The sequence below is a fragment of the Variovorax sp. RO1 genome, assembly GCF_002849325.1.
Lineage (GTDB): Bacteria > Pseudomonadota > Gammaproteobacteria > Burkholderiales > Burkholderiaceae_C > Variovorax.
Genome location: NZ_PKMT01000003.1, coordinates 243,655 through 257,358 on the forward strand (window position 1 = coordinate 243,655; position 13,704 = coordinate 257,358).

General features: G+C 68.4%; 14 protein-coding genes. 5 read left to right on the forward strand and 9 right to left on the reverse strand.

The genetic code is table 11. The features are described 5' to 3' along the window. Window positions 1-6: 6 nt before the first annotated feature. From CY658_RS18070 to mltG, 6 genes are all read right to left on the reverse strand, one after another. Entirely contained in the window at window positions 7-687 is a 681-nt protein-coding gene (locus tag CY658_RS18070; protein WP_101491524.1) for an ankyrin repeat domain-containing protein, read from the reverse strand. After that, a complete protein-coding gene (locus CY658_RS18075; RefSeq protein ID WP_101491525.1) occupies window positions 684-1,490 on the reverse strand; it encodes a TatD family hydrolase in 807 nt (268 codons plus the stop codon). Before CY658_RS18075 ends, CY658_RS18070 begins: the two co-directional genes overlap by 4 nt. A gap of 85 nt (window positions 1,491-1,575) precedes the next feature. Further along, the gene (locus CY658_RS18080) at window positions 1,576-1,959 is read right to left on the reverse strand and encodes a PilZ domain-containing protein (protein WP_101491526.1); all 384 of its coding nucleotides are present in this window, start codon (window positions 1,957-1,959) and stop codon (window positions 1,576-1,578) included. Beyond that, complete coding sequence (locus CY658_RS18085; RefSeq protein WP_101491527.1) at window positions 1,956-2,978, reverse strand: DNA polymerase III subunit delta'; 1,023 nt, start codon at window positions 2,976-2,978, stop codon at window positions 1,956-1,958. The genes CY658_RS18080 and CY658_RS18085 overlap by 4 nt, the downstream gene beginning before the upstream one ends. Then, window positions 2,975-3,646, reverse strand: a complete 672-nt coding sequence (gene tmk / locus CY658_RS18090; protein WP_101491903.1) for a dTMP kinase — start codon at window positions 3,644-3,646, stop codon at window positions 2,975-2,977. Before tmk ends, CY658_RS18085 begins: the two co-directional genes overlap by 4 nt. A gap of 5 nt (window positions 3,647-3,651) precedes the next feature. After that, the gene (gene mltG / locus CY658_RS18095) at window positions 3,652-4,674 is read right to left on the reverse strand and encodes an endolytic transglycosylase MltG (protein WP_101491528.1); all 1,023 of its coding nucleotides are present in this window, start codon (window positions 4,672-4,674) and stop codon (window positions 3,652-3,654) included. A 138-nt stretch (window positions 4,675-4,812) separates the two neighbouring features. Between mltG and ygfZ the strand changes: the two genes are divergently transcribed. Beyond that, the gene (gene ygfZ, locus CY658_RS18100; protein ID WP_101491529.1) at window positions 4,813-5,739 is read left to right on the forward strand and encodes a CAF17-like 4Fe-4S cluster assembly/insertion protein YgfZ; all 927 of its coding nucleotides are present in this window, start codon (window positions 4,813-4,815) and stop codon (window positions 5,737-5,739) included. A 145-nt stretch (window positions 5,740-5,884) separates the two neighbouring features. Next, on the forward strand, window positions 5,885-6,793 hold the full coding sequence (locus tag CY658_RS18105) for a hypothetical protein (protein WP_101491904.1): 909 nt from the start codon (window positions 5,885-5,887) through the stop codon (window positions 6,791-6,793). 15 nt (window positions 6,794-6,808) lie between these two features. Here the strand turns inward: CY658_RS18105 and CY658_RS18110 are convergent, their stop codons facing one another. From CY658_RS18110 to CY658_RS18120, 3 genes are read right to left on the reverse strand one after another with little or no spacing between them, the layout of a single operon-like run. Continuing rightward, entirely contained in the window at window positions 6,809-7,693 is an 885-nt protein-coding gene (locus tag CY658_RS18110) for a YbgC/FadM family acyl-CoA thioesterase (protein WP_101491530.1), read from the reverse strand. Continuing rightward, a complete protein-coding gene (locus CY658_RS18115) occupies window positions 7,690-8,604 on the reverse strand; it encodes an alpha/beta hydrolase (protein ID WP_101491905.1) in 915 nt (304 codons plus the stop codon). Before CY658_RS18115 ends, CY658_RS18110 begins: the two co-directional genes overlap by 4 nt. 53 nt (window positions 8,605-8,657) lie before the next feature. Further along, on the reverse strand, window positions 8,658-9,536 hold the full coding sequence (locus tag CY658_RS18120) for a 2-keto-4-pentenoate hydratase (RefSeq protein WP_101491531.1): 879 nt from the start codon (window positions 9,534-9,536) through the stop codon (window positions 8,658-8,660). 63 nt (window positions 9,537-9,599) lie between these two features. Between CY658_RS18120 and CY658_RS18125 the strand changes: the two genes are divergently transcribed. From CY658_RS18125 to CY658_RS18135, 3 genes are all read left to right on the forward strand, one after another. Beyond that, window positions 9,600-10,736: an iron-containing alcohol dehydrogenase gene (locus CY658_RS18125; protein WP_101491532.1), complete on the forward strand. Its 1,137-nt coding sequence runs from the start codon at window positions 9,600-9,602 to the stop codon at window positions 10,734-10,736. A gap of 175 nt (window positions 10,737-10,911) precedes the next feature. Next, entirely contained in the window at window positions 10,912-13,254 is a 2,343-nt protein-coding gene (locus tag CY658_RS18130) for a type VI secretion system Vgr family protein (RefSeq protein ID WP_101491533.1), read from the forward strand. 6 nt (window positions 13,255-13,260) lie between these two features. Continuing rightward, on the forward strand, window positions 13,261-13,698 hold the full coding sequence (locus CY658_RS18135; protein ID WP_101491534.1) for a hypothetical protein: 438 nt from the start codon (window positions 13,261-13,263) through the stop codon (window positions 13,696-13,698). Window positions 13,699-13,704: the final 6 nt, after the last annotated feature.

Genomic DNA, 13,704 nt, shown 5'->3' on the forward strand with positions numbered 1-13,704 from the left:
AGGCACTCACCATTTCCCATCTTTCGGCACCGCCTTCACCCCATTCGCCTTCGCATCCCCAGCCGCCTTGATCAGCTCCGCAGACTCAGCGCGATTCGCTTTCACTGCAAAGTCGATAGCGGTCATGCCAAGTTGGTTCTTCATCGCCGTGTCCGCGCCTTCAGCCAGCAGCAGCTTCACGGCGTCGTTCGATCCGTACATCGCGGCCATCATCAGCGGCGTCGTGCCGTTGGGCGATTGGGCGTCGATGAAGGCGTAGTTCTCGAGCAGCAACTTGATGATCGACAGCTGTCCGCTGCTGGCGGCGTAATGCAGCGGTGTCCAGCCGGTCTTGTTGACGGCGGCGTCGCGCTTGAGCAGTTGCACCACCAGGTCTTGCTGGCCCTTGATCGACGCCAGCATCAGCGGCGTTTCGTCCTTGGCGTTGGCCAGGTCGACATTGAGCTGCGGCGACGCCATCAGCACCTCGATGACCTTCGGCGACGGCTCGCGCAGTGCGAGCATCAACCCGGTCTGGCCATGTTCGTCACGTGTGTTCGGGTCGAAACCGCGGTTCAGCAGGGTGCGCACACCGCTGGCGTTGTCGCCGCGCACGGCGCGGAAAAAGTCTTCGAACGACCCGGCATGTGCTGCAAAAGATGCAGCCATGACAACAAGATATATCGACTTCTTAAAGTAATTTTTCATAGTTTGACTTCCCTGAACAAGGCTTCGAAGTTGTCGCTTGTCGCCTTGGCGATGTCCTCTATGGGCATGTGTCGCAGTTCGGCGATCTGTTGCGCCACGAAAGGCACATACGACGGGTTGTTGGTCTTGCCGCGGTACGGCACGGGCGCCAGATACGGGCTGTCCGTCTCGATCAGCATGCGGTCCAGCGGCACGAAAGCTGCCACGTCGCGCAGGTCCTGGGCCTTCTTGAAGGTCAGGATGCCCGAGAAGGAAATGTAGAAACCCAGGTCGAGCGCGGCGCGCGCCACCTCGGCGGTTTCGGTGAAGCAATGGAACACGCCGCCGGCCGCCCTGCCCGCGCCGTCTTCGCCCTCCTCCTTGAGGATCGCCAGCGTGTCGGCCGATGCGTCGCGGGTGTGGATGATGAGCGGCTTGCGCGTTTGCTGTGCGGCGCGGATGTGCACGCGGAAGCGGTCGCGCTGCCATTCCATGTCGGCGATGCTGCGACCGCCCTTGCGCTCTTCCATCTGGTAGTAGTCGAGGCCGGTTTCGCCGATGGCCACGACGCGCGGCCGGGCCGACAGGCGCACCAGGTCTTCCACGGTGGGCTCGGCGATGTCCTCGTTGTCGGGGTGCACGCCCACGCTGGCCCAGAAGTTGTCGTAGCGGGCGGCCAGGGCCTGCACGTCGTCGAACTCCTCGAGCTTGGTGCAGATGCACAGCGCCCGGTCGACCTTGGCGGCGGCCATGGCGGCGCGGATCTGGGGCATCTGGTCCGCGAACTCGGGAAAGGTCAGGTGGCAGTGGGAGTCGGTGAACATCGGAAAGGGTGAAGTGCGGCGCGCCTGTGGGAGATCGCGCCGTGTCCGGAGTTCCGCGTCACGGGGACGGCGGCGGAGAAAGAACTCAGATGGTCTGGGTCGCGCGGTCGGAAGCCATGGAGCCACCGAGCGCGGCTTCGATGCGCGCTTTCAGCTGGCGCGACTTCTCGTCCGAGGGAAAGCGCACGCCGACGCCCGGCGCCCGGTTGCCGGCGGCGCGGGCCGGCGTGATCCAGGCGACCTTGCCGGCGACCGGGTAGCGCTGCGGGTCTTCAGGCAGCGTGAGCAGCACGTAGACGTCGTCGCCCAGCCGGTACTCGCGCGTGGTCGGAATGAAGATGCCGCCTTCGGCAAACAGCGGAATGTAGGCCGCGTAAAGCGCGCCCTTTTCCTTGATGGCGAGCTGAATGACGCTCGGCCGGGCGGGCGTGGCAGACAAAGCGGCGGCGGGAGCGACAGGTGGGTTCATGGGCGGCGAGCGGCAGAGTTTAGGGTGCTTCGCGCCTCGCTCACAAGCGCTTCGAGCATGAGGCCGGCGTTGAACGGATGTTCGGCGGTTCGCGCGGCGCTGGCGAGCGATTTCGACCAGCGCGCCAACGCCAGCTTGTGCGGGGCCGGCGGCAGGTCGGCCGCATCGAAGAAACGGGGTTCGGCGCCGTGGCCCACGGCCATCAGGTCGTGGCACAGCTTCTGCAGCGCGACAACGGCCTGGGCGGGCGCCTGGTCGGTCAGCGCGCCCACGTCGCCGCGCGACATGGCCTTGGGCAGCAGCGACCACGCCTTGGGCGACTGGCCCGAGCGCGCCAGCCGCAGTGCATCGCTGGGCCGTCCGCCCGCGGCACGCAGCAGTTGTGCGGCATCGGCGGGCGGCACGTCTTGCGCCACCAGCCAGGCTTCGGCTTCGGCGGTTTCGGGCCACGGCAGCGTGAAGCCGAGGCAGCGGCTGCGGATGGTCGGCAGCAACTGCCACGCGGCCTCGCTGGCGAGCACGAAGCGCACGTCGCCGACGGGCTCCTCGAGCGTCTTGAGCAGCGCGTTGGCGGTGATGGTGTTCATGCGCTCGGCCGGATACACGAGCACGACCTTGCCGCGACCCCGTGCGCTGGTGCGCTGCGCAAAGCCGACCGCGTCGCGCATGGCCTCGACGCGGATCTCGCGACTGGCTTTGCGCTTCTTGTCGTCGATGTCGGACTGGGCCTTTTCGTCGAGCGGCCAGCCGAGTTCGCCCATCGCGACCTCGGGCATCAGCACGCACAGGTCGGCATGGGTGCGGACCTCGATGGCGTGGCAGCTGGGGCAGTGGCCGCAGGCGGCACCGCCCTCCTCCACCGGTTGTTCGCACAGCCAGGCGGCAGCGAGCGCCAGCGCGAGTTCGTACTGGCCGATGCCCGACGGGCCTTGCAGCAGCCAGGCATGGCCGCGCTGGCGAAGCAGCTCGGCCAAGGGCTGGCGCAGCCACGGGGTCAATGTGTTCACCGGCTCGCTCATCGTGCGGCTCCTTGCACCGGCGACAGCACGCCACGCGCCACCAGCGCCGTATCGATCTGCTGCCAGACCTGGTCACGCGCCTGGCTCGCGTCGATGCGCACGAAGCGCGGCGCATCGGCGGCGGCGCGAGCCGCATAGCCCTGCGCCACGCGGCGGAAGAACTCGACGGGCTGGGCCTCGAACTTGTCGGGCACGCGCGCGCCAGCGAGGCGCTGGGCGGCGATTTCGGGGGCGAGGTCGAACCACACGGTCAGTTGCGGCTGCAGCAGTTGTGATGCCGGTAGACCGGCCCGGCCCGCCTGCACCCATTGTTCGAGCGTCGCCAGCACGGCGGTATCGAAGCCGCGTCCCGCGCCCTGGTAGGCGAAGGTGGCGTCGGTGAAGCGGTCGCACAGCACGACCTCGCCGCGCGCGAGTGCCGGTTCGATGACCTGCGCGATGTGGTCGCAGCGGGCCGCAAACACCAGCAGCGATTCGGTCAGCGGGTTCATCGGCTGTTCGAGGACCAGTCCGCGCAGCGTCTCGGCCAGCGGCGTGCCGCCGGGTTCGCGTGTGCGCACCACCGTGCGGCCCTGTGCCTTGAAGCGGGCTTCCAGCGCGTCGAGGTGGCTGGACTTGCCCGCGCCGTCGATGCCTTCCAGCGTCAGAAACAGACCGCCATTGCTGATCGAACTCATTGGGTCGCCTTGGGTTGAGGGCTGCCGCCGCCGCGCTGGTAGCGGTTGACCGCGCGGTTGTGGTCGTCGAGCGAGCTGCTGAACTGGCTCGTGCCGTCGCCGCGCGAGACGAAATACAGCGACTTGCTCTGCGCCGGCTGCACGGCCGCCAGCAGCGCGGCCTTGCCGGGCATGGCGATCGGCGTGGGCGGCAGGCCGCCGCGGGTGTAGGTGTTCCAGGGTGTATCGGTCTGCAGGTCGCGCTTGCGCAGGTTGCCGTCGAAGGCGGCGCCCATGCCGTAGATCACGGTCGGGTCGGTCTGCAGCGGCATGCCGACGCGCAGCCGGTTGGTGAAGACGGCGGCAATCTCCGCACGGTCGTTGGCCTTGCCTGTCTCCTTTTCGACAATGCTGGCCAAAATAAGCACCTCATCGGCCGACTTGAGGGGCAAATCGGCCGCGCGGGCTGCCCAGGCGGCCTCGAGCTTCTTGTCCATGGCCCGCATGGCGCGTTGCAGCAGCGCGATGTCGGTCGAGCCCTTCGAGTAGGTGTAGGTGTCCGGGAAGAAGCGGCCTTCGGGGTGCAGGCCGGGCTTGCCCAGCGCGGCCATGAGCGCGTCTTCGGTCATGCCCGCGCTTTCGGGCTTGAGCTGCTCGGCCTTGGCGAGCGCGGCGCGCACCTGGCGGATGTTCCAGCCTTCGACCAGCACCACGCTGCGCGTGGCTTCTTCGCCGCGTACCAGGATGTTGAGCAGCAGCTTGGGCGTGACGCCGCGTTCCAGTTCGTAACTTCCGGCGCGCATCTGGCGGTCTTGCCCCGAGATGCGGAACCACCAGTACAGCAGCTGCGGCTGCACGTCGGCACCCGCGTCGGCCACGGCCTGGGCGATGCCGCGCGGCGTGGTGCCGGGCTCCACGGACAGGTCGACGCTGGGCGTCGGCAACTTGAGCGGCTGGTGCACCCACCAGAGACCGGCGCCGCCGAGCGCCAGAACGGCCAGGGCCACGAGCAGGAAGAGCGTGAGGAAGAAGCTGCGCACGAATCCGAGGAAAAGACGGAGGAAGAAAAAGGGCCTGCCAGACAATGGACACAGACCCGCGGGAAAGACCGGCCCCATCGCTGCGACGGGGAATCCCTGCCGCCCCGAAGGAACAGGCACGGCCATGATAATTCAGCGATGACCACAGTCGTTCTCAACGGGGTGAGCACCCTGCCCCACCTCGGCGTGATTCGCGCCGAAGGCCCCGATGCCGCCAGCTTTTTGCACGGCCAGCTCACACAGGATTTTTCTCTGCTCGGCGCCACCGAGGCCCGCCTGGCGGCGCTTTGCACGGCCAAGGGCCGCGTGATCGCCAGCTTCATCGGCATCCGGCCGCAACCCGAACTCATCCTGCTGGTGTGCAGCCGCGACATTTTGGCGGCCACGCTCAAGCGCCTGTCGATGTACGTGCTGCGCGCCAAGGTCAAGCTCAGCGACGCCACCGAGCAGTTCGCGCTGCACGGCCTGGCCGGCACCGCCCTGACCGCCAACGGCCTCGACGCGGCCCTGCCGCCCGGGCGCCGCACGGCCATCGGCGAAGACATCAGCGTGGTGTCGCTCTATCCGGCCGACGGCGTGCCGCGCGCGCTGTGGATCGCCCCGGCCGGCCAGAAGGCGCCCGTGGGCCCAACGCTCGACGCCGCCCTGTGGCCGTGGAGCGAGGTGCGCAGCGGCATCGTCACGCTGACCACGCCAGTCATCGAGGCCTTCGTGCCGCAGATGATCAACTACGAGTCGGTGGGGGGCGTGAACTTCAAGAAGGGCTGCTACCCCGGCCAGGAGATCGTGGCGCGCAGCCAGTTCCGCGGCACGCTCAAGCGCCGCACCTACATCGCGCAGACCGACGCGCCGCTGGCCGCGGGCCAGGAGGTGTTTGCCGCCAACGACGCCGAACAGCCCGTGGGCACCGTGGCGCAGGCCGCACCCGCGCCCGATGGCGGCTGGTCGGCGCTCATCTCCATCCAGATCGCCGCGCTCGAGGCCGGCGGCCTGCACGCCGGCACGCCCGACGGGCCGGTGCTGTCGATCGATCCGCTGCCGTACCCGCTGCTCGAAGACATCTGATTCCCCCTGCGTCCCTGTTTTGTTTCCAGGGGCGCTTGGCGCTGTCTCACGACAGCGCCATTTTTTTGCGCGACGCTTAACCCCGTTCGCGAGGCCCCGCCGTAGAAGCCTGCATCGATCCACTCCTGGCAAGGAAGCCACCATGATGCAGCGCAGACTTCTCCTCACCACCGTCCTGGCCCTGACCGCGCTGTCGGCGGCAGCAGAAAGCCCGGTCCGGCCGTACCCCTCCAGCGCCAGCCGCATCGGCGGGCTGATGAACATCAGCATCGTCGACCGCACGAACGGCGCCGAGCTGCCGATCTACCGCCACCGCGGCGAGTACTGGGTAGCCGGCCGGCCCGGCGCGCGCTATGCGATCCGGGCGCGCAACGCGATGGGCGAACGCGTCATGGCCGTGATGTCGGTGGACGGCGTCAACGTCGTCACCGGCGAAACCGCCGGCGTCGGCCAGAACGGCTATGTGTTCGGCCCGCGCGAACGCAGCGATATCACCGGCTGGCGCAAGAGCGATTCGCAGATCGCGGCCTTCGAGTTCGCCGCCGCAGGCAATTCCTACGCGAGCCGCACGGGCCGCCCCGACGACGTGGGCGTGATCGGCGTCGCGATGTTCCGCGAGCGCCGGCCGGAACCGCCACCGCCGGTCGTGACGCCGTATCCGTCGCGCGACGAATACAACGGCGGCCTCGATCGCGAACGGCGCAGCGAGGCACCGTCCTCGAGGGGCGATGCACGCGCCAAGGCGGCTCCTCCCGCCGGCAGCGCCGACATGGCCGCGGAGTCGTCGGCCGGCGCCATGGCCCGCCAGTCGGCGCCCAGCCCGAGCCTGGGCACGGCCCACGGACGGCGTGAAACCTCGTACGTCGGCAAGACGACCTTCGAGCGCGCCAGTTCGCTGCCCGACGAGGTGATCCGCATCCGCTACGACAGCCGCGAAAACCTGGTCGCCGCGGGCGTCATTCCGATGCCGCAGCGCTGGCCGCGCCCGTCGGGCCCGTCGCCGTTCCCGGGCTCGGACCCGGGCTACGTGCCGGACCCGCCAGCCCGCTACTGATCGAGGGTGCTCGGCTCAGCGCAGCGCGCGCCGCATCTCGATGTGCGGAATGCCGGCTTCCTCGAAAGGCTGACCGTGCACCGCGTAACCGAGCCGCGCATAGAAGCGCTCGGCGCTGCGCTGCGCGTTGAGCGCCACCTCGCGGTCGCCGCGTGCGCGGGCCGCGTCTTCCAGCGCCTGCACCACGGCCGCGCCATGGCCGCCGCTGCGCAAGGTGCGGTGCACCGCCATGCGCCCGATGTGCGACACGCCGTCCTCGGCCGCCAGCAGCCGGCCCGTGCCGATGACCTGCCCGATGCGGTTGCGCGCCACCGCATGCAGCACGACCGCGTCGTGCGCGTCCCATTCCAGCTCCATCGGAATGTTCTGCTCCTCGATGAACACGGCGCGGCGCAGCGCGCTCGCGCCTTCGCCGAGCGTGGCCCAGTCGCCGGTCTCGACGGTGCGCATCGGCTCGCCGGCCTCGAAGGCCATCAGCGTTTCGCGCAGCGCCGCGGGCACCGCCTTCGAGGTCTGCGTGGCCGGGTCGGCGAACACGTAGACGAGTTCGCAGCCGACCAGGAACTGGTCCTGGCGAAACAGCCCGCCCTGGAACACGATCGACGAGTTGCCGATGCGTTGGCACTTCATGCCCACGTCGATCATGTCGTCCATGCGCGCCGAGGCGCGGAAGTCGATGGTCGCCTTGCGCACGTACAGGTCGCCGCCCAGCGACAGCATGGCCTCTTCATAAGGCAGCGCCATGGCGCGCCAGTAGTCGCTGATGGCGGTGTCGAAGTACATCAGGTAGTGCGCGTTGAAGACGATCTTCTGCATGTCCACTTCGGCCCAGCGCACGCGCAGGCGGTGGAAGAAACGGAAGTCCTCGCGGACGGGGGTGTCGTTGGTGTGGTCGCTCATGGGGTCAATGCCTCTTTCAGTGCGCGGGCCGCGTCGTTCTGCGCTTGCAGCGCTTCGGGAATCGCCCGGCCCATCTTGATGAATTCGTGGATCACGCCACGGTAGATTTCCAGGTCGACCGCCACGTCCGCGGCGCGCAGCTTGTCGGCGTAGGCGATGCCTTCGTCCACCACGGGGTCGGCCTCGGCCAGCCCGATCCAGGCCGGCGCCACGCCGTCGACGTCGTCGGCCAGCAAGGGCGCAAAGCGCCAGTCCTCGCGGTCGGCGGGCGTGTTCACGTACTGGCCGAAGAAGAAGTCGATCATGGCCTTGGTCAGCAGCGGGCCGTCGACATGGCGCCGGTGCGAATCGGTGTCCTGGTGCGCGGCCATGCCGGGGTAGATGAGCAGCTGCAGCGCCACCGGCAGGCCGGCATCGCGCGCCAGGATGGCGCACACGGCCGCCAGCGTGCCGCCGGCGCTGTCGCCACCCACGGCGAGGCGCGCGCCGTCGAGGCCGAGGCTGGCGCCTTGCGTGGCAACGAACTGGAACGCGTCCCAGGCATCGTTCGATGCGGTCGGAAACTTGTGCGCGGGCGCGAGCCGGTAGTCGACCGACACCACCGCGCAGCCGCTTTTCTGGCTCAGCACCCGGCACAGCGTGTCGTGCGTGCGGATGTTGCCGACCGTGAAGCCGCCGCCGTGGAAGTACACGAGCACCGGCAGCACCTCGGCCGACGGCGCATACAGCCGCGCGGGAATCGCGTGGCCATCGCGCGCGGCGATGTGGAAGTCTTCGATGCGCGCCAGCTCGGGCTTGGGCACCTCGAGCACGCCCGCGCCTTTTTCATACGAGGCCTTGGCTTCGTCGGGCGTGAGGCGGTCGAGTGGCGGATGGCCCGCGCGCCCCATGCGCTCGACCACGCCGGCCATCTTCGGGGTGAGTGCGGGCTGCGTGAGGCGGTTCGGTGTTGTGGTCGCGGTGCTCACTTGAAAGACACCACCACCGGTTGCATGCGCGACAGCCCCTCGTAGCTCACCACCACCGTCAGCCCGGCCTTGGGCGGCAGCAGCGGCGAGAACGAGCCCAGGCTGATCAGGTCGCCCGGCTTCAGCGCGATGCCTTCCTTGGCCAGCGCGCCGGCCAGCCACACCACGGCATTGAGTGGATGCTCGAGGATGTCCGAGCCCTTGCCGGTGGCCAGCTCCTTGCCCTGCCCGTCCTTCATGACCACGCGCATGTCGCGCAGGCTCTCGAGCATCCAGGACTGGCCGTCGGCCGTCGCCGGCACATCGACCGGCAGGCCGCGCACGCCGAGCCGCGCGCCGACGTTGATCGCCGCCACGCCCGGGCCGTTGAGCTTCGACGGCGTCTGCACCGCGAGGTCGGGCAGCTCGATGAAGGGAATCAGCTGGTCGATGTTGGCCAGCACCTCGGCCGGCGTCTTGGCCTTGTGGATGTCGGCGCTCTTCACGCGCACCAGCATGTCGGCCTCGAACAGCGGCCGTGCGCCGAAGGCCGCGTCGACCACCGCGCCGCTGTCGAGCAGCATGCGCTGGTAAAGCACGCCCCACACTGGCTGGTCGTAGTTGAAGCGTTTCTGCACCGCGGGGTTGGTGAGGCCGGCCTTGTAGCCGACCACCTCGCCCAGGTTGCGCGCATGCAGCACGTTCAGCTTGGCGCGCGTGCAGGCGGCGTCGGCCTCGTTGAGGTTCTCGATGTCGGCGGCGGGCGTGCGTGCCGCCTGCGCGGCGGCGAAGTCGGCCACCTGGGTGTCGCTGAGGCAGGCGGACTGGGCTGCGGCGCCGAGCGCCAGCAGCACTGTGCCGAGGGCGACAGACGCAAGGGTTTTGTTGGTGGGCAAGAATGTCCCCTCTTGTTAGATTCGAACGGTCAGCAATCGTACTGCCCTCGGGCGTTCCCCCTCATGGCCCTCATCCAATACCTCACCCAGATCCAGTTCGAATTCGGCGCCATCAAGCTCCTGTCGAGCGAGTGCGCACGCATCGGCATCAACCGCCCCCTGATCGTCACCGACGCCGGCGTGCGCGCGGCCGGCGTGCTGCAGAAGGCGCTCGATGCCATCGCCGATCTCGAGGTCTCGGTGTTCGACCAGACGCCTTCCAACCCGACCGAGGCCGCGGTGCGCGCTGCCGTCGAGCTCTACCGCAGCGGCCGCTGCGACGGCCTCATCGCCGTGGGCGGCGGCTCGGCCATCGACTGCGCCAAGGGCGTGGCCATCGCCGCCACGCACGAAGGCCCGCTCAAGACCTACGCCACCATCGAAGGCGGCTCGCCCAAGATCACCGAGCGCGCGGTGCCGCTCATTGCCGTGCCCACCACCAGCGGCACCGGCAGCGAAGTGGCGCGCGGCGCCATCGTCATCGTCGACGACCACCGCAAGCTGGGCTTCCACAGCTGGTTCCTCATGCCCAAGGCCGCCATCTGCGACCCCGAGCTCACGCTCGGCCTGCCGCCCCGGCTCACGGCCGCCACCGGCATGGACGCCATTGCGCACTGCATGGAAACCTTCATGTCGGCCGCCTTCAATCCGCCGGCCGACGGCATCGGCCTCGACGGCCTGGAGCGCGCGTGGAGCCACATCGAACGCGCGACCAAAGACGGCAGCGACCGCGAGGCGCGGCTGAACCTCATGAGCGCGTCGATGCAGGGCGCCATGGCCTTCCAGAAGGGCCTGGGCTGCGTGCACTCGCTGAGCCACAGCCTGGGCGGCGTCGATCCGCGCCTGCACCACGGCACGCTCAACGCCCTCTTCCTGCCGGCGGTGATCCACTTCAACTCGGGCGCCGAGTCGGTGCAGAAAGAACAGCGCCTGCAGCGCATGGCGCAGGCCATGCACCTGGATTCGGCCGGTGACCTCGGCGATGCGATCCGCGACATGAACGCGCGCCTCGGCCTGCCCGCCGGCCTGGCCGAAGTGGGTGTGACGCCCGCGATGTTCGAGCAGATCATCGACGGCGCCATGGCCGACCATTGCCATAAGACCAACCCGCGGCTGGCCACGCGCGACGACTACAAGGCGATGCTCGAAGCGTCGATGTAAAACGTTTGAATCACTCCCGGCGCTGCCGGGCGTTTTCTCTTCTCAAAAGGCCGTTTCGACGGCCTTTTTGCATGGGGCGCGTCATGGATGTGACACGCGGCGTTTTCATACTGTCCAGGACCATTCCGCAGAGGCTTCGCATCCGTGAAAGCCCGAGGGGTCAGGGAAGTGCCGAATGCCGCGTACCGTTCAAGTCCATACCGTCCTGAGCACCGAGCAGCTCAAGTTCCGCGCGATGCGGGGGCACGAAGGACTCTCGCAACTCTTCGAGTTCGAGGTCGACATGGTCAGCACCAGCTTCAACCTCGATTTGAAGCGCCTGCTCGGCACCTCGCTCACGCTGGCCATTGCCGACGACGGGGCGCCGCGCTACCTCAACGGCACCGTGGTGCGCTTCGAGCTGGTCGGGCGCGCCAACGAAACCGGCCGCCACTACATCTACCGCGCGCTCGTGCAGCCGTGGCTGTGGTACCTCACGCGCACCACCGACTGCCGCATCTTCCAGAACCAGAGCGTGCCCGAGGTGCTCGACGCGGTGCTGGGCAAGTACGGCTTCCAGTTCGAGAAGCGCCTCACCGGCAGCTACCGCCCGTGGGAGTACTGCGTGCAGTACCAGGAGAGCGACTTCGCCTTCGTGAGCCGCCTCATGGAGCACGAAGGCATCGCCTACCACTTCGAGCATAGCAACGGCTCGCACCTGCTGGTGCTGGCCGACGACGCGGGCGGCTACGCCAAGCTGCCGGGCCACGCCCGCATTCCCTACCGCCCGCGCGACCGCGTGGTGAATGCGCTGGAGCCCTGCATCGACCGCTGGCGCGTGGCCGAGCAGATCACCTCGGGCCGCGTGATGCTCGACGACTTCGACTTTCGCAAGTCGCGCGCCTCGCTGCAAAGCGTGCAGCAAGACCCCAAGGGCCACGACCACGCGACCTACGAAGTCTATGAATGGCTCGGCGGCTACAGTGAGCACCAGCAAGGCGATGCCTACGCGAAGATCCGTCTGCAGGAGCTGCAGTGCGCGCACGAGCTGGCCTCGGGCCACACCAACGTGGTCGGCATGGCGCCGGGCCACCTGTTCGAGATGACGCACTGCCCGCGCGAGGCCGACAACCGCGAGTACCTCGTCACCGAAACGCGCTACGACCTGCGCGAGCCCGAATACTCGAGCGGCGGCAGCAGCGAATCGGTGTGCGAGTTCGACTTCACCGTGCTGCCCTCGGGCGTGCCCTATCGCCCCGCGCGCACCACGCCGCGCCCGCGCACCAACGGCCCGCAGACCGCCACCGTGGTCGGTCCCGAAGAGATCTGGACCGACCGCTTCGGCCGCGTGAAGCTGCAGTTCCGCTGGGACCGCTATGGCCAGTCGGACGAGAACAGCTCGTGCTGGGTGCGCGTGTCGAGCAACTGGGCCGGCGCCAACTACGGCACCCTACACATGCCGCGCGTGGGCCAGGAAGTGATCGTCGATTTCATCGGCGGCCAGCCCGACCGCCCCATCATCACCGGCCGCGTCTACAACAGCGACCAGATGCCGCCCTGGGAGCTGCCCGCGAACGCCACGGCCAGCGGCATCCTCACGCGCTCCAGCACCGGCGGTGCAGCCAACCAGGCCAACATGCTTCGCTTCGAAGACCGCGCGGGCGCCGAGCAGATCCTGCTGCACGCCGAGCGCAACCTCGACGTCGAAGTGGAAGCCGACGAAACCCACACCACCGACGGCACACGCACCACCCTCATCAAGGGCCACGAGTCGGCCACCTACCAGGACGGCGAAACGCGCGACATCACAGCAGGCGCGACAGAGACCATCACCGGCGGCGACACGCGCGACGTGACCGGCGGCTTCAGCGAAACCGTGAGCGGCGGCGTGACGCAGCGCATCACGGGCGGCAAGACGCGCACGCTCGGCGGCGGGCTCAACGACACCATCTCCGGCGGCGTGACGCTCGCCATCAGCGGCGGCTTCAACGGCACCATCGACGGGCAGGAAATCCGCTTCGTGAGCGCGGGCCGCAACGACACCATCCACACGTCGAACACCGTGCACGTCAACGGTCCGTCCAACACCACGGTGACCGGCCCCACGGTCCACACCTCGCCGGACGTGACCTTCAACACCACGAACCACATCCACAACACGACGCAGCACGTGATCAACACCAACGTCTACAACACGACGTCCAAGGTCTACAAGAACATCACGAACGACTACACGAACAACTCGAAGACCTACATCAACAACTACGCCAAGAGCAACGACTGGCGCTGGTACCGCGCGGGCGGCGTGGGGGCGCGTTTCTCGGCGGTCGGACTGGCACTCGATCTGTGGGGGCTGCGCCAGCAGAACTACATCCTCAACTCGCAGTTCTCGGGCATACGGCTCGACGTGGCGGTGTTCCGCTCGCAGAACTCGGCGACCGAGATCGAGGGAAAGATGCTCAAGGTCGCGAACATCGGCATGAAGATCGCCAGCGGCGGCCTGGCCTTTGCCGCCAAGGCGATGACCGTCAAGGTCTGAGCTTCAATGGCCGTCTGGGAACAGATCCTCTGGAGCGTCTTCGCCGTGATGATGGGCGGGGCGCTGCTGGCGGGCGTCGCGGTGGTCGTCACGGCCACGCGCGAGCAGCGCAAGTACACGCAGGAGCGGCGCATCGGCGAGCGCCTGGGTTTTGCCGGTGTGGCCACGCACGGCGTGGTCGCGCAGGTGCGGCGCTCCGAACACCAGCTCACCAGCCCGGGCAGCCAGGGCCAGTGCATGGTCGCGCTGGAATTCACGCTGCAGATGCCGCCGACGTCGCCGGTGCCGACCGTGGTGCTGCGCACGCTGGTCGACGAGTTGCTGCTGCCCCGCCTCGCGGTGCCGGGCGCCACCCTGCATCTGGTCCAGGATCCGGCGCATCCCGACGTGGTGTCGGTCGACCGGCAGCGCACGCCGCTCGAAGTGGCGCCCGCGCGGAGCTAGCCGCCC